This is a genomic window from Dryocola baronae, assembly GCF_051297175.1.
In the GTDB taxonomy this organism is placed as follows: Bacteria; Pseudomonadota; Gammaproteobacteria; order Enterobacterales; family Enterobacteriaceae; genus Dryocola.
Genome location: NZ_JBINNY010000001.1, coordinates 2,213,613 through 2,233,442 on the forward strand (window position 1 = coordinate 2,213,613; position 19,830 = coordinate 2,233,442).

The 19,830-nt window shown below is 52.3% G+C and carries 18 protein-coding genes; 13 read left to right on the plus strand and 5 right to left on the minus strand.

From position 1 onward, the window contains the following. Positions 1–27: 27 nt before the first annotated feature. Genes galU through ACSPHG_RS10440 form a run of 3 tightly spaced genes read left to right on the plus strand, consistent with a single transcriptional unit; the run spans position 28 to position 3,326 of the window. Positions 28–936, plus strand: coding sequence for a UTP--glucose-1-phosphate uridylyltransferase GalU (galU, locus tag ACSPHG_RS10430; protein ID WP_435953392.1), 909 nt, complete (start codon positions 28–30; stop codon positions 934–936). A gap of 24 nt (positions 937–960) precedes the next feature. After that, complete coding sequence (locus tag ACSPHG_RS10435; RefSeq protein WP_435953393.1) at positions 961–2,301, plus strand: UDP-glucose dehydrogenase family protein; 1,341 nt, start codon at positions 961–963, stop codon at positions 2,299–2,301. 14 nt (positions 2,302–2,315) lie between these two features. After that, entirely contained in the window at positions 2,316–3,326 is a 1,011-nt protein-coding gene (locus ACSPHG_RS10440) for an NAD-dependent epimerase (protein ID WP_435953394.1), read from the plus strand. A gap of 108 nt (positions 3,327–3,434) precedes the next feature. Here the strand turns inward: ACSPHG_RS10440 and hns are convergent, their stop codons facing one another. After that, positions 3,435–3,845, minus strand: coding sequence for a histone-like nucleoid-structuring protein H-NS (gene hns / locus ACSPHG_RS10445; protein ID WP_435953395.1), 411 nt, complete (start codon positions 3,843–3,845; stop codon positions 3,435–3,437). A gap of 555 nt (positions 3,846–4,400) precedes the next feature. On the opposite strand from hns, the gene tdk reads away from it, so the two are divergent. Continuing rightward, positions 4,401–5,006, plus strand: a complete 606-nt coding sequence (gene tdk, locus ACSPHG_RS10450; protein ID WP_435953396.1) for a thymidine kinase — start codon at positions 4,401–4,403, stop codon at positions 5,004–5,006. A 121-nt stretch (positions 5,007–5,127) separates the two neighbouring features. Here tdk and adhE read toward each other — a convergent pair whose 3' ends face one another. Then, positions 5,128–7,806 (minus strand): bifunctional acetaldehyde-CoA/alcohol dehydrogenase, encoded by a 2,679-nt coding sequence (adhE, locus tag ACSPHG_RS10455; protein ID WP_435953397.1) that lies wholly within the window; start codon positions 7,804–7,806, stop codon positions 5,128–5,130. 478 nt (positions 7,807–8,284) lie between these two features. Here adhE and ACSPHG_RS10460 point away from each other — a divergent pair, with 478 nt between their 5' ends. From ACSPHG_RS10460 to ACSPHG_RS10490, 7 genes are all read left to right on the plus strand, one after another. Continuing rightward, positions 8,285–8,932: a YchE family NAAT transporter gene (locus ACSPHG_RS10460; RefSeq protein WP_435953398.1), complete on the plus strand. Its 648-nt coding sequence runs from the start codon at positions 8,285–8,287 to the stop codon at positions 8,930–8,932. Between the two features lie 803 nt (positions 8,933–9,735). Continuing rightward, the gene (gene oppA, locus ACSPHG_RS10465; RefSeq protein WP_435953399.1) at positions 9,736–11,370 is read left to right on the plus strand and encodes an oligopeptide ABC transporter substrate-binding protein OppA; all 1,635 of its coding nucleotides are present in this window, start codon (positions 9,736–9,738) and stop codon (positions 11,368–11,370) included. A gap of 208 nt (positions 11,371–11,578) precedes the next feature. Next, on the plus strand, positions 11,579–12,499 hold the full coding sequence (gene oppB / locus ACSPHG_RS10470; protein WP_435953400.1) for an oligopeptide ABC transporter permease OppB: 921 nt from the start codon (positions 11,579–11,581) through the stop codon (positions 12,497–12,499). Between the two features lie 17 nt (positions 12,500–12,516). Beyond that, positions 12,517–13,425 carry an oligopeptide ABC transporter permease OppC gene (oppC, locus tag ACSPHG_RS10475; protein WP_435955993.1) on the plus strand — a complete coding sequence of 303 codons (909 nt, stop codon included), beginning with the start codon at positions 12,517–12,519 and terminating at the stop codon, positions 13,423–13,425. An 11-nt stretch (positions 13,426–13,436) separates the two neighbouring features. After that, on the plus strand, positions 13,437–14,450 hold the full coding sequence (locus ACSPHG_RS10480; RefSeq protein WP_435953401.1) for an ABC transporter ATP-binding protein: 1,014 nt from the start codon (positions 13,437–13,439) through the stop codon (positions 14,448–14,450). Further along, on the plus strand, positions 14,447–15,451 hold the full coding sequence (gene oppF / locus ACSPHG_RS10485) for a murein tripeptide/oligopeptide ABC transporter ATP-binding protein OppF (RefSeq protein ID WP_435953402.1): 1,005 nt from the start codon (positions 14,447–14,449) through the stop codon (positions 15,449–15,451). The genes ACSPHG_RS10480 and oppF overlap by 4 nt, the downstream gene beginning before the upstream one ends. A 49-nt stretch (positions 15,452–15,500) precedes the next feature. Continuing rightward, entirely contained in the window at positions 15,501–16,349 is an 849-nt protein-coding gene (locus ACSPHG_RS10490; protein WP_435953403.1) for an ion transporter, read from the plus strand. Between the two features lie 24 nt (positions 16,350–16,373). Here the strand turns inward: ACSPHG_RS10490 and ACSPHG_RS10495 are convergent, their stop codons facing one another. Continuing rightward, positions 16,374–16,703 carry an HI1450 family dsDNA-mimic protein gene (locus tag ACSPHG_RS10495; protein WP_034494996.1) on the minus strand — a complete coding sequence of 110 codons (330 nt, stop codon included), beginning with the start codon at positions 16,701–16,703 and terminating at the stop codon, positions 16,374–16,376. Positions 16,704–16,740: 37 nt separating this feature from the next. Further along, positions 16,741–18,201, minus strand: a complete 1,461-nt coding sequence (gene cls, locus ACSPHG_RS10500; RefSeq protein WP_435953404.1) for a cardiolipin synthase — start codon at positions 18,199–18,201, stop codon at positions 16,741–16,743. A 144-nt stretch (positions 18,202–18,345) separates the two neighbouring features. Between cls and ACSPHG_RS10505 the strand changes: the two genes are divergently transcribed. Continuing rightward, positions 18,346–18,525, plus strand: coding sequence for a YciY family protein (locus tag ACSPHG_RS10505; RefSeq protein ID WP_435953405.1), 180 nt, complete (start codon positions 18,346–18,348; stop codon positions 18,523–18,525). Between the two features lie 55 nt (positions 18,526–18,580). On the opposite strand, the gene ACSPHG_RS10510 is transcribed toward ACSPHG_RS10505, so the two are convergent. Continuing rightward, entirely contained in the window at positions 18,581–18,877 is a 297-nt protein-coding gene (locus ACSPHG_RS10510; RefSeq protein ID WP_435955994.1) for a YciI family protein, read from the minus strand. 222 nt (positions 18,878–19,099) lie between these two features. Here ACSPHG_RS10510 and tonB point away from each other — a divergent pair, with 222 nt between their 5' ends. Continuing rightward, on the plus strand, positions 19,100–19,825 hold the full coding sequence (tonB, locus tag ACSPHG_RS10515; RefSeq protein ID WP_435955995.1) for a TonB system transport protein TonB: 726 nt from the start codon (positions 19,100–19,102) through the stop codon (positions 19,823–19,825). Positions 19,826–19,830: the final 5 nt, after the last annotated feature.

Sequence of the window (19,830 nt, forward strand, 5' to 3'; positions counted from 1 at the left end):
TACTTGAACAGTCCAGGAGGTTTTTCAATGGCTGCCATTAATTCTAAAGTTAGAAAAGCAGTAATCCCTGTAGCAGGATTGGGAACGCGTATGTTGCCGGCGACCAAGGCAATTCCGAAAGAGATGCTGCCGCTGGTAGATAAACCCCTAATTCAGTACGTCGTGAACGAATGTATTGCGGCGGGAATTACCGAAATTGTTCTGGTAACGCACTCTTCCAAAAACTCCATCGAGAACCACTTCGATACCAGCTTCGAGCTGGAAGCCATGCTGGAAAAACGCGTTAAGCGCCAGCTGCTTGAAGAAGTGCAGGCTATTTGCCCACCGCACGTCACCATTATGCAGGTTCGCCAGGGTCTGGCGAAAGGCCTGGGCCACGCTGTGCTTTGTGCGCATCCAGTGGTCGGCGACGAGCCGGTTGCGGTTATCCTGCCGGACGTGATTCTGGACGAATTCGAATCCGATCTCTCCCAGGATAACCTGGCCGAGATGATTAAACGTTTTGATGCTACCGGTCATAGCCAGATCATGGTTGAGCCAGTAGAGGACGTGACCGCTTACGGCGTTGTTGACTGTAAAGGCGTCGAGCTGAACGAAGGCGACAGCGTGCCGATGGTCGGTATCGTTGAGAAACCAAAAGCGAACGTTGCGCCATCGAACCTCGCCGTAGTAGGGCGTTATGTCCTGAACGCCGATATCTGGCCGCTGCTGTCCAAAACGCCTCCGGGCGCGGGCGACGAAATCCAGCTTACCGACTCTATCGCCATGCTGATGGAAAAACAGACGGTTGAAGCCTACCACATGAAGGGCGTAAGCCATGACTGCGGTAACAAACTTGGCTATATGCAGGCCTTTGTGGAATACGGCATCCGTCACAAGACGCTTGGCGAAGATTTCAAAGCCTGGCTGGAAGAGACCGTTGGCGCGAAGAAGTAATTCAATTCAACGCAGGATAGAAAGATGAAAGTTACTGTATTTGGTATCGGCTACGTTGGGCTTGTGCAGGCCGCGGTGCTTGCGGAAGTCGGCCACGAAGTTATGTGTATCGACGTCGATGCGAAGAAAGTAGAAAACCTGAAGAACGGCGTAATCCCTATTTTTGAACCGGGCCTGACGCCGCTGGTGAAAAAAAATTACGAAGAAGGCCGTCTCCAGTTCAGCACCGACGCTGAGATGGGCGTGCATCACGGCGAAATGCAGTTTATCGCCGTCGGGACACCGCCTGATGAAGACGGTTCTGCGGACCTGAAATACGTGACCGCAGTTGCGCGCACTATCGCACAGCACATGACTTCCCATAAGGTGGTGCTGGACAAGTCTACCGTGCCCGTCGGCACAGCAGATAAAGTCCGCAGCGTGATGGAAGAAACGCTTAAAGAGCGCGGCGAAACGATTTCCTTCGACGTTGTCTCCAACCCCGAGTTCTTGAAAGAAGGGGCCGCCGTTTCCGACTGTATGCGCCCTGAACGTATCGTTATCGGTACCGACAACGACGACGTGGTTGATCTGCTGCGTGAACTCTACGAGCCGTTTAACCGCAATCACGATCGTATGATCCTGATGGACATCCGCAGCGCCGAGCTGACCAAGTACGCTGCTAACTGCATGCTGGCGACTAAAATCAGCTTTATGAACGAGATCTCAAACCTGGCGGAACGTTTAGGTGCAGATATCGAAAAAGTGCGTATGGGGATCGGTTCTGATTCGCGTATCGGTTACAGCTTTATCTATCCTGGCTGCGGTTACGGTGGCTCCTGCTTCCCGAAAGACGTTCAGGCACTGATTCGTACCGCACAGCAGATCGGCTATACGCCGCGCATTCTGCAGGCGGTTGAAGAGGTCAACCACGACCAGAAGTTAAAACTCCCTGAGTTTATTCGTCGTCATTTTGGTGAAGATCTGAAAGGCAAAACCTTCGCGCTGTGGGGGCTTTCTTTCAAACCCAATACCGATGATATGCGTGAGGCCTCCAGCCGCGTCCTGATGGAAGCACTGTGGGAACGCGGGGCTCAGGTGCAGGCTTACGATCCAGAAGCCATGGACGAAACCCAGCGCATCTACGGACACCGTGACGATCTTAAACTGATGGGAACCAAAGAGGCGGCGTTGCAGGGAGCAGATGCTTTAGTCATTTGTACCGAATGGCAGAGTTTCCGCGCACCGGATTTTGACACCATCAAGAAATCCCTGAAACAACCAGTTATCTTTGACGGCCGTAACCTGTATGATCCTGAGAGACTCAGCAAACGCGGCTTCGTTTATTATGCAATTGGCCGCGGAGCGTCCATTAATATTGCGTAATAAATGAGGGTTGTATGAAATTTCTGGTTACCGGCGCAGCAGGCTTTATTGGTTTTCATGTTAGCGAGCGTCTGCTTGCTGCCGGTCACCAGGTTATCGGAATCGATAACCTGAATGACTATTACGATGTCAATCTCAAGCTCGCCCGCCTTGATTTACTCAAACCTCACGCCCAGTTCCACTTCGAAAAAATTGACCTTGCCGATCGCAGCGCGATGGAGCAGTTATTTGCCACGCAAAAGTTCGACCGTGTAATTCATCTTGCCGCACAGGCTGGCGTGCGTTATTCCATCGAAAACCCGCACGCCTATGCAGATTCCAACCTTATCGGCCATCTGAATGTGCTGGAAGGTTGCCGTCATAATAAAGTTGGTCATTTGTTATACGCCTCATCAAGCTCGGTGTATGGCTTAAATCGCAAGCTGCCGTTTTCTACCGATGATTCGGTCGACCATCCGGTCTCTTTATATGCGGCGACCAAAAAAGCCAATGAATTGATGTCGCACACCTACTCCCATTTATATGGCTTACCGACAACCGGGTTACGCTTTTTCACGGTTTACGGACCGTGGGGCCGTCCTGATATGGCGTTATTTAAATTCACCCGCGCAATTGTTGAGGGTAATAGCATCGATGTTTATAACCACGGACAAATGCGCCGTGATTTTACTTATATCGATGATATTGCAGAAGCGATAGTGCGTTTGCAGGATGTCATTCCACAGGCCGATGCGTCATGGACAGTGGAACAAGGATCGCCAGCAACCAGTTCCGCGCCTTACCGCGTGTATAACATCGGTAATAGCGACCCGGTAACCTTGATGGATTACATTACGGCGCTGGAAACGGCCCTCGGTAAGGTGGCGGAGAAGAATATGATGCCAATGCAGCCTGGTGACGTTCTGGAGACCAGCGCCGATACCAGCGCCTTGTTCAAAGTGATTGGCTTCAAGCCGCAGACCTCGGTTTCTGAAGGCGTTACGCGCTTTGTGGAATGGTATAAGACCTTCTACAAATTAAGTTAATCAGCACGACGCAGTAAAAAAGGGAAGCAGAGGCTTCCCTTTTTATTATGCCTATAAAAAAATCCCGCCGAGGCGGGATTTAATAAGCAGCACACTTAAAGCGTCAGATTAGGCAATCAGGAAATCTTCCAGTTTTTTACCCTGGTCTTCCATAGCTTTTTTGATTACTGCTGGAGTACGGCCCTGACCAGTCCAGGTCTTAGTTTCGCCGTTCTCATCAATGTATTCGTATTTAGCCGGACGCGCTGCACGCTTAGCTTTACCAGCGGATTTAACAGCAGCCATGCTGTTCAGCAATTCGTTCGGGTCAATACCGTCAGCAATCAGCATTTCGCGGTATTGTTGCAGCTTGCGGGTACGTTCTTCAATTTCTGCAGCAGCGGCGTTTTCTTCTTCACGGCGCTCATTAACAACAACTTCTAATTTTTCCAGCATTTCTTCGAGGGTTTCGAGGGTGCATTCTCTTGCCTGTGCACGAAGAGTACGGATGTTGTTCAGAATTTTAAGTGCTTCGCTCATTTTAGTAATCTCAAACTTATATTGGGTGGCTTGTTGGGTTAATAATAGAGCCTTAAATTAAGTTCTGCAATAGGGTGGAATGTAAGGAATTCAAAAATTCGGCTTATTTAACGCTTTTATTTAAGGTCGCTAACTTAAATTCGGCTTGAACTCACTCACAAAAAAAGGTGGATAAGTCACTTTTTGGACAACAACCCTGGGAGTAACAGGGGTTGTTGTACTTAGTAAAGCCGGGGGTATACGGCATCAAAGGGTAAATATCCACCTTAGGTATTATTGCGCGAATGGACGAATATTCTTAACAAGTTAATATTAATTATTACTGTATTAATTTATGTCCTGGCAATGAAAGCGCTGAAAACTCCGGAAGTTACATGCTTTTTATGCCAGTCTGCAGGGCATTATATGGTACGGCAACTATTAGAAATAGCTTATATATCACGGCCTCATCCTGCCTGTTTCCGTGAGGATGCGCTGCGGCGCATGCCGAGGCGGCGGCTTATGGTATAATCCACTGGTTAACAATATTTACACTTTGACTTAGGTTATCAGCGAATGGCGCAACTCTATTTCTACTACTCGGCGATGAATGCCGGAAAATCTACGGCATTACTTCAGTCTTCCTACAATTACCAGGAAAGAGGTATGCGCACGCTGGTGTATACCGCGGAAATTGATAATCGATATGGCTCGGGCAAGGTCAGCTCCCGTATCGGTTTATCCTCTCCGGCGAAATTGTATAACCCCACAACATCTTTGTTTAATGAGATCCGTGATGAGCATGAGCGTCAGCCCGTGCACTGCGTGCTGGTCGATGAAAGCCAATTCCTGACGCGTGAACAGGTGCTTGCTTTATCCGACGTGGTGGATGATTTAGATATTCCCGTTCTGTGCTATGGCCTGAGAACGGATTTTCGCGGAGAGCTATTCGGCGGCAGCCAATATTTGTTGGCGTGGTCAGATAAGCTGGTGGAGTTAAAAACCATTTGTTTCTGCGGCCGTAAAGCCAGCATGGTGCTGCGGTTGGATAGCGAAGGGCGTCCTTACAATCAGGGCGAGCAGGTGGTAATAGGCGGCAACGAGCGTTACGTGTCCGTCTGCCGTAAGCATTACAAGGAAGCGTTACTGAAAGGCTCTCTACAAGGCCTACAGGTCAATTAAATCGATTCTGTTAGGGGTGAGCTGCTTTAAAGCTCTTTATGCCCGTGAGCGTCGTATGAAAAGCTTTATTGCTAGATACAAAAAAACCCGCCGAGGCGGGTTTTTTATTAAAGCCTAACAATTAAGCGGTTTTTTTCGCTTTTTTTTCAGCTTTCACAGCGACTGCTGGAGCAGCTTCTTTGGCAACATCGCCTTCAACGTATTCACGACCGTAGAAGGTATCCATCAGAATCTGTTTCAGTTCAGAGATCAGTGGGTAACGTGGGTTAGCACCGGTACACTGGTCATCGAACGCATCTTCAGACAGTTTATCAACGTGTGCCAGGAAGTCAGCTTCCTGAACGCCTGCTTCACGGATAGACTTAGGAATACCCAGTTCAGCCTTGATGCTGTCAAGCCATGCCAGCAGTTTCTCGATCTTAGCGGCAGTACGGTCGCCCGGTGCGCTCAGACCCAGATGGTCTGCGATTTCAGCATAACGACGACGCGCCTGTGGGCGGTCATACTGGCTGAAAGCAGTCTGCTTGGTTGGGTTGTCATTCGCGTTATAACGGATAACGTTGGAAATCAGCAGGGCGTTCGCCAGACCGTGAGGAATGTGGAACTGAGAGCCCAGTTTGTGCGCCATTGAGTGACACACGCCCAAGAAGGCGTTCGCAAATGCGATACCCGCGATGGTCGCTGCGTTATGAACACGCTCGCGAGCCACTGGGTTTTTAGAGCCTTCGTTGTAAGACGCTGGCAGGTTTTCTTTCAGCAGTTTCAGCGCTTGCAGAGCCTGACCGTCAGAGAATTCGCTCGCCAGCACGGAAACGTAAGCTTCCAGCGCGTGGGTCACGGCATCCAGACCACCGAAGGCACACAGTGACTTAGGCATATCCATTACCAGGTTGGCATCAACAATCGCCATATCTGGAGTCAGAGCGTAGTCCGCCAGCGGGTATTTCTGACCAGTAGCGTCGTCGGTAACAACCGCAAATGGCGTTACTTCTGAACCGGTACCGGAAGTGGTGGTGACCGCGATCATTTTCGCTTTCACGCCCATTTTCGGGAACTTGTAGATACGTTTACGGATATCCATAAAGCGCAGCGCCAGTTCTTCGAAGTGGGTTTCTGGGTGTTCGTACATTACCCACATGATCTTCGCAGCATCCATTGGGGAGCCGCCGCCCAGCGCGATAATCACGTCTGGTTTGAAGGAGTTTGCCAGCTCTGCGCCTTTACGTACGACGGACAGAGTAGGGTCAGCTTCAACTTCGAAGAACACTTCGGTTTCAACGCCAGCCGCTTTCAGAACAGAAGTGATCTGGTCTGCATAGCCATTGTTGAACAGGAAACGGTCGGTAACGATCATCGCACGTTTGTGACCATCAGTAATCACTTCGTCCAGCGCGATTGGCAGAGAGCCACGGCGGAAGTAGATAGATTTCGGAAGTTTATGCCACAACATGTTCTCAGCTCGCTTAGCAACGGTTTTCTTGTTGATCAGGTGCTTAGGACCAACGTTCTCAGAGATGGAGTTACCACCCCATGAACCACAACCCAGAGTCAGGGAAGGTGCGAGTTTGAAGTTGTACAGGTCGCCGATACCACCCTGAGAAGCAGGGGTGTTGATCAGGATACGAGCAGTCTTCATTTTGTCGCCGAAGTGCTTAACGCGTTCTGGCTGGTTGTCCTGGTCGGTGTACAGACAAGAGGTATGACCGATACCGCCCATCTCAACCAGCTTCTCAGCTTTAACGACCGCATCTTCGAAGCTCTTAGCGCGATACATAGCCAGAGTTGGAGACAGTTTTTCGTGAGCAAACGGCTCAGATTCGTCAACGACGCTAACTTCGCCGATCAGGATTTTGGTATCTGCTGGTACGGTGAAGCCCGCCAGCTCAGCAATTTTAGTCGCTGGCTGTCCTACAATGGCTGCGTTTAGCGCGCCATTTTTCAGAATAATGTTCTGAACCGCTTTCAGCTCTTCGCCCTGCAGCATGTAGCCGCCATGGGAAGCGAAACGAGCGCGGACTGCGTCGTATGCGGAATCAACAACGATAACGGACTGCTCGGAAGCACAGATAACGCCGTTGTCGAAGGTTTTGGACATCAGGATAGAAGCAACAACGCGTTTGATGTCGGCAGTTTCGTCAACAACAACAGGGGTGTTACCTGCGCCAACGCCGATAGCAGGTTTACCGGAGCTATAGGCTGCTTTAACCATGCCTGGGCCACCGGTTGCCAGAATCATGTTGATGTCTGGGTGATGCATCAGAGCGTTAGACAGCTCAACGGATGGCTGGTCAATCCAACCGATCAGATCTTTTGGTGCGCCAGCAGCGATGGCTGCCTGCAGTACGATATCTGCTGCTTTGTTGGTCGCATCTTTTGCACGTGGGTGCGGGGAGAAGATGATGGCGTTACGGGTCTTCAGGCTGATAAGAGACTTGAAGATCGCGGTAGAAGTTGGGTTAGTGGTTGGAACGATACCGCAAATAATGCCGATTGGCTCAGCAATAGTGATAGTCCCGAAGGTGTCATCCTGAGACAGCACACCACAGGTTTTCTCATCTTTATAGGCGTTATAGATATATTCAGAAGCAAAGTGGTTTTTGATCACTTTATCTTCAACAATACCCATGCCAGATTCGGCAACGGCCAGTTTTGCGAGGGGGATTCGAGCATCAGCGGCAGCCAGAGCGGCGGCGCGGAAGATTTTATCAACTTGCTCTTGAGTAAAGTTGGCATATTCACGCTGGGCTTTCTTGACACGCTCTACGAGTGCGTTAAGTTCAGCGACATTAGTTACAGCCATAATGCTCTCCTGATAATGTTAAACTCTTTTAGTAAATCAGCTGCTCGATTCGACATTATAGTCAGCGGGCAACAGCTTGCGTAAAAGACGGGACATGACTATGCAAAAACTTCCAAAAGTGTCTCGCTGATTTACTAAAAGAGCCTTACCTGGCTAATTATTCAGGTGGTGAATAATCTGCTCTTCAGGTGTAGCCAAGAGTACCCACTTCTGAGTATGTTTTTTGTGATCCAAATCACATATTCTCAAGGCTGACTCCTTTCAGCACGCCATGTTCATGTGCTTGAAATATCATTAAAACTTTAGTCACAGCGAGGACAAAACAAACTACCATATTTTCAACATATGAGTAACAAGATCGTATTATCCGGTATTATTTGAATAAAGCAGTGTTCTGTGCTGTGAAATGCCGTGGCGCCAGCAATGCTTTTCCATTACATTACGCCTGCGTTTGCTATGTTTACTTGCGGAGTTTGGCGTGGCTCAATCCTTGTTTGATTTGCCGACCTATTTTAAGTTCTTTATCGGTTTGTTCGCACTGGTCAACCCCGTGGGCATCATTCCCGTCTTTATCAGCATGACCAGCTACCAAACGGCGGCTGCGCGAAACAAAACTAACCTCACGGCGAACCTTTCCGTTGCAATCATTTTGTGGACTTCGCTTTTTCTTGGCGACGGCATCCTGCAGGTATTCGGTATATCTATTGATTCGTTCCGCATTGCCGGCGGCATCCTTGTGGTGACCATCGCCATGTCGATGATCAGCGGCAAGCTGGGCGAAGATAAGCAGAACAAGCAAGAGAAGTCAGAAAGCGCAATACGTGAAAGCGTGGGCGTTGTGCCGCTGGCATTGCCACTGATGGCCGGGCCGGGGGCGATAAGCTCCACTATCGTTTGGGGAACTCGCTATCATAGCTGGGGTCACCTCATTGGCTTCTCCATTGCTATCGCGCTTTTTGCCCTGAGCTGCTGGATGCTCTTTCGCATTGCGCCATGGCTGGTTCGTCTGCTGGGCCAAACGGGCATCAACGTTATCACCCGTATCATGGGCCTTTTGCTCATGGCCCTGGGCATTGAATTTATCGTCACCGGGCTGAAATCTATATTTCCCGGCCTACTATCCTAATCGTCTAAAACTTTCATATGAAAAAGCAGAATAAAAATTCTGCTTTTTTTTGTTTTAAAAATCGCAAAGCTAAATGCTTAGGCAATTTATTGCTTAGCTCATCACAAATTCATCCATAAGAAATTACTTTGAAAGCCGCGAATTAAGCCGGTTCTCCCGCCTGCTCTGTACATAAAAGTTACAGACACACTGTTATTTAAGTCACACTACACAATGACACTTGCTGACGCTTTATTGAGATGATATTAGTAATTCAAGCGCTCCCACAGAGGAATGTGCTAAAAAGTAATCAATTGTTAATTTTTTGTTGGTAGCGGTGTGGGTGTCGAACGTTTCACGCAAATAAACGCTCTTCTTCCATTTACGATGTTGATTTTCATGAAGATAAATCAATATAGAACCCCGTTTTACCCCCTCAAAAAATCCACGCATCAGTTGATAAAAGAGAAATGGTTAACAAATTTGCAAATTGTATTGGCGGGACCTGGGTGCTTTTGATACTTTCCGGGCAAAACAATTCGCTGAAAAATGTTTCATTTCCAGATGAGAATGATTTCTGAGTGAAATCATGTTCCTCTGCAACATGAACTCTCTTAGATCCAGCCTGGAAACAGGGCAGGTTGGAAAGTATCGACGCAACAGGGTGCCAATAAGAGCGCCCCATAAATAAAGTCGGTGATAGCAAGAAGTGGAAGTAAAGCAAGACTCCATACAGACGCTTAACGCTCCGCGCTGTATTGGAACCCCAAGGGGAAGAGGCTGGCTTTCGGGTCGGTAATTATAATGAGTGGAGTATCAACACAATGTCCATCATCACAAAAAAAAGTCTGGTAGCAGCAAGCATTTTAACCGCGCTGATCGCGGGCAACGTCGCCAAGGCAGCAGACGTCCCGGCAGGTGTTCAACTGGCAGAGAAGCAAACGCTGATTCGTAACAACGGTGCAGAGCCTCAGTCTCTGGATCCGAACAAAATCGAAGGCGTTCCTGAAGCAAATATCAGCCGCGACCTTTTTGAAGGCCTGCTGATCACGTCCACCAAAGACGGCCACCCGATTCCGGGCGTTGCAGAGTCCTGGGATAATAAAGATTTTAAAGTCTGGACCTTCCACCTGCGTAAAGACGCAAAATGGTCCAACGGTGACCCGGTTACCGCACAAGATTTCGTATATAGCTGGCAGCGCCTGGTTGATCCCAATACCGCTTCCCCTTATGCAAGCTATCCGCAGTACGGCCATATTCTCAACGTCGATGAAATCATCGAAGGTAAAAAGAAACCAAGCGAACTGGGCGTGAAAGCGGTTGATGACCACACCCTGGAAGTCACGCTGAGCGAGCCGGTGCCTTACTTCTACAAGCTGCTGGTTAACCCGGCGATGTCCCCGGTGAATAAAACCGCCATCGAGAAATTCGGTGAGAAGTGGACCCAGCCTGCGAATATCGTCACCAACGGCGCGTTCAAATTAAAAGATTGGGTTGTTAACGAACGTATCGTTATGGAACGCAACGCCAACTATTGGGATAACAAGAAAACCGTTATCGACCAGGTGACCTATCTGCCAATCTCATCTGAAGTGACTGACGTGAACCGCTACCGCAGCGGCGAGATTGACATGACCTATAACAACCTGCCAATCGAGCTGTTCCAGAAGCTGAAAAAAGAGATTCCCACTGAAGTACACGTTGACCCGTACCTGTGTACTTATTACTACGAAATCAACAACCAGAAAGCGCCGTTTACCGACGCGCGCGTACGTACCGCTCTGAAACTGGGCCTGGATCGCGACATCATCGTGAACAAAGTGAAGGCGCAGGGCGATCTGCCTGCCTATGGCTACACGCCTCCTTACACCGACGGTGCCAAGCTGACCAAACCTGAGTGGTTCACCTGGACTCAGGAAAAACGTAACGAAGAAGCGAAGAAACTGCTGGCTGAAGCGGGCTATACCAAAGATAAACCGCTGACCTTTAACCTGCTGTACAACACGTCCGACCTGCATAAAAAGCTGGCCATCGCTGCGGCTTCCATCTGGCAGAAAAACCTCGGCGTGAACGTTAAGCTGGTGAATCAGGAGTGGAAAACCTTCCTGGATACCCGTCACCAGGGTAACTACGACGTTGCGCGCGCCGGCTGGTGTGCGGACTACAACGAACCTACTTCCTTCCTGAACACCATGCTGTCAACCAGCTCCATGAACACCGCGCACTATAAGAGCCCGGCGTTTGACAGCATTATGGCTGAATCCCTGAAGGCAACGGATGAAGCTCAGCGCAGCGCGGCGTACGACAAAGCCGAGCAGCAGCTGGGTAAAGACTCGGCTATCGTCCCGGTTTATTACTACGTTAACGCCCGCCTGGTGAAACCATGGGTTGGTGGATATACCGGTAAAGACCCGATGGATAATATCTACGTTAAAGACTTGTATATTATCAAACATTAATGGCAATTCGTGGGGCAGGTTTACCCTTCATAGTTCACGTTGCAGATGCGTAACTGCGTTCATTCACCCCAGCCACATAGTTTATCTATGTGCCTGAGGATTCATGAGCTTGTTGCCTTCCTGCAACGCGAATTATTTTGGTTAAAAACTTGCCCCATCGTGTCTTATTTCATCGCACTCTAAAGGCACAGGCCAGAAGGTACGGGCAATGTTTAAATTCATTCTACGTCGTTGTCTGGAAGCAATTCCGACGCTGTTTATTCTTATAACTATTTCCTTCTTCATGATGCGTCTTGCTCCGGGGAGCCCGTTCACCAGCGAACGCGCGCTGCCGCCGGAAGTCATGGCGAACATTGAAGCCAAATATCATTTAAACGATCCTATCACTACCCAGTATTTCAACTATTTGAAACAGCTGGCGCATGGTGATTTCGGGCCATCATTCAAATATAAAGACTATTCGGTGAACGACTTGGTTGCCGCAAGCTTCCCGGTGTCGGCCAAATTAGGGGCCGCCGCGTTTATTTTCGCCGTGGTCTTTGGCGTGCTGGCCGGGGTCATCGCCGCGCTGAATCAAAATACCAAATGGGATTACACGGTAATGGGGATTGCCATGACCGGGGTCGTCATACCCAGTTTCGTGGTGGCACCGTTACTGGTTTTGATATTCGCTATCACGCTTAAATGGCTGCCTGGCGGGGGCTGGAACGGCGGTGCGCCGAAGTACATGATCCTGCCGATGGTCGCCTTATCCCTGGCCTACATCGCAAGCATCGCGCGTATTACCCGTGGTTCGATGATTGAGGTGCTGCACTCAAACTTCATCCGTACCGCCCGCGCCAAAGGCCTGCCGATGCGCCGGATTATTATGCGCCACGCCTTGAAGCCTGCGCTACTGCCCGTTCTGTCCTATCTTGGCCCGGCGTTTGTTGGGATCATTACGGGTTCAATGGTTATTGAAACCATCTACGGACTGCCGGGTATCGGCCAGCTGTTTGTCAACGGAGCGCTGAACCGCGACTATTCCCTGGTTCTCAGCCTCACCATTCTTGTGGGCGCGCTGACGATTCTTTTTAACGCGATTGTTGACGTGCTGTACGCCGTTATCGATCCGAAAATCCGTTACTGACACTGGAGTTCGCCATGATGTTGAGTAGTAAGAAAAACAGCGAGGCGCTGGAAGGCTTCAGTGAAAAGCTCGAGGTTGAAGGCCGCAGCCTGTGGCAGGACGCGCGTCGTCGCTTTATGCACAACCGCGCCGCCGTTGCCAGTCTGATTGTCCTGGTGCTGATTGCGCTGTTCGTTACCTTTGCGCCGATGCTGTCGCAGTTCACCTATTTTGATACCGACTGGGGGATGATGTCGGCCGCGCCCGATATGGAATCCGGCCACTATTTCGGGACGGACTCCTCGGGCCGTGACCTGCTGGTGCGCGTGGCAATCGGCGGGCGTATCTCGCTGATGGTTGGCGTTGCGGCAGCGCTGGTGGCGGTTATTGTCGGCACCTTGTACGGCTCGCTGGCAGGCTATCTTGGCGGTAAAACCGACTCGGTGATGATGCGCCTGTTGGAAATCCTTAACTCCTTCCCGTTCATGTTCTTCGTTATCCTGCTGGTTACCTTCTTCGGGCAAAACATCCTGCTGATTTTTGTGGCGATTGGGATGGTGTCCTGGCTGGATATGGCGCGTATCGTGCGCGGCCAGACGCTGAGCCTGAAACGTAAAGAGTTCATCGAAGCAGCGCAGGTTGGCGGAGTTTCCACCGCGAGCATCGTCGTGCGCCACATCGTGCCGAACGTGCTTGGCGTGGTGGTGGTTTACGCATCTTTGCTGGTGCCGAGCATGATCCTGTTCGAATCTTTCCTGAGCTTCCTCGGTCTGGGCACCCAGGAGCCGCTGAGCAGCTGGGGCGCGTTGCTGAGCGACGGCGCAAACTCCATGGAGGTTTCTCCGTGGTTGCTGCTGTTCCCTGCGGGCTTCCTGGTTATTACCCTGTTCTGTTTCAACTTTATCGGCGATGGCCTGCGTGATGCCCTCGACCCGAAAGATCGTTAAGGAGTGCCGCGATGAGCACAATTGAAAATCCTGCGGTGGTCACTCCACTGAGCCAGACTTCTGCGTTACTTGACGTAAAAGATCTGCGCGTCACCTTCGGTACGCCGGACGGTGATGTTACGGCGGTCAACGATCTGAACTTCAGCCTGCGCGCCGGTGAAACCCTCGGCATCGTGGGCGAATCAGGCTCGGGCAAATCCCAGACGGCGTTCGCGCTGATGGGCCTGCTGGCGGCCAACGGCCGCATCGGCGGCTCGGCAAAATTCAACGGACGTGAGATCCTCAACCTGCCGGAAAACGAACTGAACCGCCTGCGCGCGGAACAGATTTCGATGATTTTCCAGGATCCGATGACCTCCCTTAACCCGTATATGCGGGTGGGCGAGCAGCTGATGGAAGTGTTGATGCTGCACAAGAAGTTGGGCAAGGCCGAAGCGTTCGAAGAGTCCGTTCGCATGCTCGACGCGGTGAAAATGCCGGAAGCGCGCAAGCGCATGCGCATGTTCCCGCACGAGTTCTCCGGCGGTATGCGCCAGCGCGTAATGATTGCCATGGCACTGCTGTGCAGGCCAAAACTGCTGATTGCCGATGAGCCAACGACCGCGCTCGACGTCACCGTACAGGCGCAAATCATGACGCTGCTGAACGAACTAAAGCGTGAATTCAACACCGCCATCATCATGATCACCCACGATCTGGGCGTTGTGGCCGGGATCTGCGATAAGGTGCTGGTGATGTACGCCGGACGTACCATGGAATACGGTCGGGCGCGCGACGTGTTTTATAATCCCGTTCACCCATATTCCATCGGCCTGCTGAACGCCGTTCCGCGTCTGGATGCCGAAGGCGAAGCGCTGCTGACTATTCCGGGCAATCCGCCGAACCTGCTGCGCCTGCCGAAAGGCTGCCCGTTCCAGCCGCGCTGCCCGCACGCGATGGAAATCTGCAACACTCAGCCACCACTGGAACACTTTGGTGAAGGTCGCCTGCGCGCCTGCTTTAAGCCGGTGGAGGAGTTGGTATGAACGCCGTAACAGATGAAAGAAAAGTCCTGCTGGAAATTGCCGACCTTAAGGTCCATTTCGACATTAAAGACGGCAAGCAGTGGTTCTGGCAGCCGTCGAAAACGCTCAAAGCGGTAGATGGCGTCACACTGCGCCTGTACGAAGGGGAAACCCTGGGCGTGGTGGGCGAGTCCGGCTGCGGTAAATCGACCTTTGCCCGCGCCATTATTGGCCTGGTCAAAGCAACCGACGGTCGCGTGGCATGGCTTGGCAAAGACCTGCTGGGCATGAATCAGGACGAATGGCGCGACGTGCGCAGCGACATCCAGATGATTTTCCAGGATCCGCTGGCCTCGTTGAACCCGCGCATGAACATCGGCGATATTATTGCCGAGCCGCTGCGCACCTACCATCCGAAGATGCCCCGTCAGGAAGTGCGCGACCGCGTGAAGGCAATGATGATGAAGGTTGGCCTGTTGCCGAACCTCATCAACCGCTATCCGCACGAGTTCTCCGGCGGCCAGTGCCAGCGTATCGGCATTGCGCGCGCGCTGATCCTTGAGCCGAAACTGATTATCTGTGACGAACCGGTTTCCGCGCTGGACGTATCTATTCAGGCGCAGGTCGTAAACCTGCTGCAAAAGCTGCAGCGTGAAATGGGCCTGTCGCTCATCTTCATCGCCCACGACCTGGCGGTTGTAAAGCATATTTCCGACCGCGTACTGGTGATGTACTTAGGCCATGCCGTCGAGCTGGGCACCTATGACGAGGTGTACCACAACCCGCTGCACCCCTATACCAAAGCGCTAATGTCGGCGGTGCCGATTCCCGATCCGGATCTGGAGAAAAACAAAGTTATCCAGCTACTGGAAGGGGAGCTGCCGTCGCCGATCAACCCGCCGTCGGGCTGTGTGTTCCGCACGCGTTGCCCGATAGCCGGGCCGGAATGCGCGAAAACGCGTCCCGTGCTCGAAGGCAGTTTCCGTCATGCGGTTTCCTGTCTGAAGGTTGACCCGCTATAATCTCGCAGGGCTGGCATGAGGCCAGCCCTTTTTACTGGCGAGGTCCCCCGTGTCCGGGAAATTATCCGCATTTCGACGTTCGCTTTACCGCTTGCTCTTCGACCAAAACACACGCTCGGGCCGCCACTTTGAGGCATTTTGCGGTCTGCTTGCGCTGTTCAGCGTCGCTGTCGTGTTTGTTGAATCCAGCGTCGGGAAAGATGCTTCGCTCACGCTGGGCGAATGGCATCTGTTCATCTGGATTGAAATCCTCTTCACGCTCATTTTTACCGCAGAATATTTTCTGCGCGTGCTGACCTGGCCGCAGCCCATACGCTACGTTTTCAGCATCTGGGGCATTATCGACCTCGCGACCATGCTGCCGCTCTACGTTCTATGGCTCTGGCCCGAGCTTGCGATTCACTATTTCTTCGCCTGGCGAGCAATGCGGGCGATTCGCGTGCTGCGAATACTCAAGCTGCTGCGTTATATGCCCGCGCTCAACAGCCTGTGGCGTAGCCTGGTCAACGCGCGGCATCAGCTGATCCTGTTTTATGCGTTTATCGCGATAGTGATGGTTTCGGCGGGCGCGCTGATGTACGGCATAGAAGGGAAGGCCAACGGCTTTACGACCCTCGGCGTTTCGGTTTACTGGGCGGTGGTCACGGTGACGACGGTGGGCTATGGCGATATCGTGCCGCATACGGCGCTTGGGCGCGTGGTGGCTTCGCTGCTTATTCTGATTGGCTATTCGGTTATCGCGATCCCGACCGGGATTTTAACGTCGCAGATGTCGCAGGATTTTCAGCGAAGGAAATTTACGAGGGAATGCACGCGCTGCCATCAGCGGGAACACGCGGCCAATGCGCATTACTGCAAAACCTGCGGCGAACCGTTACCCCAGGCGGATAAAAAATAGCGCGGCAGGGGCCGCGCCGTAAAACTATTCGCGCCAGAGGATGTGGCAGAGCTTATGGTCTTTTTCGCGGCAAAGCAGCACGCGCGCAAAAATATCGTTTAGCTCTCCACCGTCGGTATCGGCAAGGCCAATCACCACTTCGGCAAAGAAGTCAGGATTCAGGTCGAAATCGACGTGCTCCTGCCAGTCTTCGGCAGGGTCAAACAGTTCAGCACCGCCGCGCTCTTCAAACTGCAGGTTAAACAGAATGACGTCGGCCGGATCGAGATTATCCACCGCCAGTTCAAGAAATATGTCGTAGGCCTGTTCCAGCGTTTCGTCTTCTGTCAGGCGGTTATTCAGATCCATTTCCATTTTCACATCCACTTATCGAGTGCTGATGCGCCACGTTTTACAGCAACGGGCTAAAGAAGTAAAACAGTCGCTCAACCACGCGCTGCCACATCGGCCGTTTCAGCCACAGGCGGGCGTCCACAAGCCTTGAGCGCGAAATATAGTCGTCCTGTACCGCCGCCAAATCGCTGGCAAAACCGGCATCGTCAATCACCAGGGTAATCTCAAAGTTCAGCCACAGGCTGCGCATGTCCAGATTCACGGTGCCGACCAGGCTAAGCTGCCCGTCAACCAGCACGCTCTTGGTATGCAGCAGACCCCCTTCGAACTGGTAAATTTTCACGCCCGCAGCCAGCAGCTCGGTGAAGAAGGCGCGGCTTGCCCAGCCGACCAGCAGCGAGTCGTTCCTGCGCGGCACGATAATACTGACATCTACGCCGCGCTGCGCGGCGGTACAAATTGCGTGCAGAAGATCGTCGCTGGGCACGAAATAGGGCGTGGTCATGATCAGGTATTCACGCGCGGCGTAAACGGAGGTGAGCAGCGCCTGGTGAATCAAATCTTCCGGGAAGCCGGGGCCGGAGGCGATGGTATGGATAGTGTGCCCGCTGGCCTCTTCAAACGGCATGATATTGGCGTCAGGCGGCGGAGGCAGAATGCGCTTGCCGGTTTCGATTTCCCAGTCGCAGGAATAAACGATGCCCATGGCCGTTGCCACCGGGCCTTCCATGCGCGCCATCAAATCGACCCATTGCCCCACGCCCGCGTCCTGTTTGAAGAAGCGCGGGTCGACAAGGTTCATGCTGCCGGTATACGCGATGTAGTTGTCGATCATCACCATTTTGCGGTGCTGGCGCAGGTCCATACGGCGCAGGAACACGCGCATCAGATTGACCTTTAGCGCCTCGACGACCTCAACGCCTGCGTTACGCATCATGTTGGCCCACGGGCTGCGGAAGAACGCAACGCTGCCCGCCGAGTCGAGCATCAGGCGGCAGTGGATGCCGCGTCTTGCCGCAGCCATTAAGGATTCGGCAACCTGATCGGCCATGCCGCCCGGCTGCCAGATATAAAACACCATCTCGATGTTGTGCCGCGCCAGCTGAATGTCGCGGATCAGCGCCTGCATAGTTTCATCGGTGCTGGTCAGCAGCTGAAGCTGGTTACCCTTCACGCCGCCAATCCCCTGTCGGCGCTCGCACAGCTGGAACAGTGACGTCGCAACCGCGCTATTTTCCTCGGCGAAAATATGCTTGCAGCTTTTAAGATCGGTGAGCCATTTCGCGGTAGATGGCCACATCGCGCGGGCGCGTTCGGCGCGGCGTTTGCCAAGGTGCAGCTCGCCAAACGAGAGATAGGCGATAATCCCCACCAGCGGCAGAATATAGATGATCAACAGCCAGGCCATCGCGGAAGGTACCGCACGGCGCTTCATTAAAATGCGTAACGTAACCCCGGCTATCAATAACCAATAGCCTAAAATGACCAGCCAACTAACCACCGTATAGAAGGTTGTCATACCTTAAAAATCCTTTTGAAATCGTATGTTTTCGAGTTTACGCACAACGGTACCTTGTTAACACTAAAACTAGTCGTAAAACGGCTGGTCTGCCGGGAATAAGGATCTATAATGACGCGTCTGTTTTAAAGTAGAGTCGTAAAAATGAGGCGTAGTAGAACTGAGGTCGGTCGCTGGCGAATGCAGCGGCAGGCGCAACGGCGTAAAGCACGTTGGCTGGAAGGTCAATCACGCCGCAACATGCGCATTCACGTCATCAGAAAGTGCCATGTCAACAAGCAGCGCAACTCCCTGCTGTTTGCCATCCACGATCGCTGGGCGTAAAAGAAAAGGGCACCGCAAGCCGGTGCCCCGAATATTTCTGGCCCGTCACTCCTGTTTAGAACACCTTTTTGTACGGTTTGACCGCAACCTGCTTGTAAACCCCGGCCGCGATATACGGGTCGGCTTCTGCCCAGGCCTGAGCCTCTTCCAGAGAGTTAAATTCCGCAATCACCGTTGAGCCGGTAAAACCCGCAGCTCCCGGATCGTTGCTGTCTACGGCTGGCATTGGCCCTGCGGTCAATAAACGGCCTTCGTCACGAAGCAATTGCAGGCGAGCCAGGTGGGCAGGGCGCACTGCCTGACGTTTTTCAAGCGAATCGGCGTTATCTTCTGCGTAAATGACATACAGCACGGGCGGAACTCCTTTTGAAATGGGCATGTAAAATACCGTAAGTGAATGACGCTCAGACTGCAATTGAAACATAAACAGGATGTTAAATCCCTGACGCAGATGCCGGAAAAAGAAACCATTGCGGAGAAAAAGTGGAGCCATGGGCAATGCGTTATTGAATATGATTGCTATTTGCATTTAAAATTACCGCCTGTTTCTGATACCGAAGCCATTATGACGTCAATGACCCTTGATATACCTCGCCGCTTCCCGTGGCCTGCCGCACTTTCCGTTGTGATGCACGGTGCCGTAATCGCGGGGTTACTGTACACCTCGGTACATCAGGTTATTGAGATGCCTGCACCCGCTCAGCCGATCAGCGTGACCATGGTTGCTCCCGTAGACCTTGAGCCGCCGCAGCCAGAAGTCGTGCAGCCGCCGCCGGAGCCGGTTGTTGAACCGGAGCCAGAACCTGAACCAATTCCCGAGCCGCCTAAAGAGGCGCCGGTTGTTATTCATAAGCCGGAACCAAAGCCAAAACCTAAGCCGAAGCCAAAACCGGTCAAAAAGGTTGAGCAGCCTAAACGCGATGTCAAACCCGTCGAACCGCGTCCGACTGCGCCGGTAGAGAGCACGGCTCCCGTGCGTGCAGCGCCTACGGCAAAACCGGCCCCGGCTGCCAACGTCGCGCCTGTAGCAACCGGCCCACGCGCGCTGAGCCGCAACCAGCCGCAGTATCCATCGCGTGCATTTGCCTTGCGTATGGAAGGTAAGGTTCGCGTGAAGTTCGACGTCGCCGCCGACGGCAGCGTCAACAACGTCACCATCCTTGAGGCCAAACCTGCAAACATGTTTGAACGTGAGGTGAAGCAGGCGATGAAGAAGTGGCGCTATGAAAGCGGCAAGCCCGGACAGGGAATGGTCGTGAATATTGTCTTCCGCATCAACGGCGGCGCGACGATGGAATAATAAAA

What these genes read in the sequence shown, in the direction of transcription:
- cls (WP_435953404.1), bottom strand. Translation starts at nt 18,201, where the DNA reads ATGACAACCTTCTATACGGTGGTTAGTTGGCTGGTCATTTTAGGCTAT.
- adhE (WP_435953397.1), bottom strand. Translation starts at nt 7,806, where the DNA reads ATGGCTGTAACTAATGTCGCTGAACTTAACGCACTCGTAGAGCGTGTC.
- ACSPHG_RS10505 (WP_435953405.1), top strand. Translation starts at nt 18,346, where the DNA reads ATGAGGCGTAGTAGAACTGAGGTCGGTCGCTGGCGAATGCAGCGGCAG.
- oppB (WP_435953400.1), top strand. Translation starts at nt 11,579, where the DNA reads ATGTTTAAATTCATTCTACGTCGTTGTCTGGAAGCAATTCCGACGCTG.
- oppC (WP_435955993.1), top strand. Translation starts at nt 12,517, where the DNA reads ATGTTGAGTAGTAAGAAAAACAGCGAGGCGCTGGAAGGCTTCAGTGAA.
- oppF (WP_435953402.1), top strand. Translation starts at nt 14,447, where the DNA reads ATGAACGCCGTAACAGATGAAAGAAAAGTCCTGCTGGAAATTGCCGAC.
- ACSPHG_RS10435 (WP_435953393.1), top strand. Translation starts at nt 961, where the DNA reads ATGAAAGTTACTGTATTTGGTATCGGCTACGTTGGGCTTGTGCAGGCC.
- ACSPHG_RS10495 (WP_034494996.1), bottom strand. Translation starts at nt 16,703, where the DNA reads ATGGAAATGGATCTGAATAACCGCCTGACAGAAGACGAAACGCTGGAA.
- tonB (WP_435955995.1), top strand. Translation starts at nt 19,100, where the DNA reads ATGACCCTTGATATACCTCGCCGCTTCCCGTGGCCTGCCGCACTTTCC.
- tdk (WP_435953396.1), top strand. Translation starts at nt 4,401, where the DNA reads ATGGCGCAACTCTATTTCTACTACTCGGCGATGAATGCCGGAAAATCT.
- hns (WP_435953395.1), bottom strand. Translation starts at nt 3,845, where the DNA reads ATGAGCGAAGCACTTAAAATTCTGAACAACATCCGTACTCTTCGTGCA.
- ACSPHG_RS10480 (WP_435953401.1), top strand. Translation starts at nt 13,437, where the DNA reads ATGAGCACAATTGAAAATCCTGCGGTGGTCACTCCACTGAGCCAGACT.
- galU (WP_435953392.1), top strand. Translation starts at nt 28, where the DNA reads ATGGCTGCCATTAATTCTAAAGTTAGAAAAGCAGTAATCCCTGTAGCA.
- oppA (WP_435953399.1), top strand. Translation starts at nt 9,736, where the DNA reads ATGTCCATCATCACAAAAAAAAGTCTGGTAGCAGCAAGCATTTTAACC.
- ACSPHG_RS10440 (WP_435953394.1), top strand. Translation starts at nt 2,316, where the DNA reads ATGAAATTTCTGGTTACCGGCGCAGCAGGCTTTATTGGTTTTCATGTT.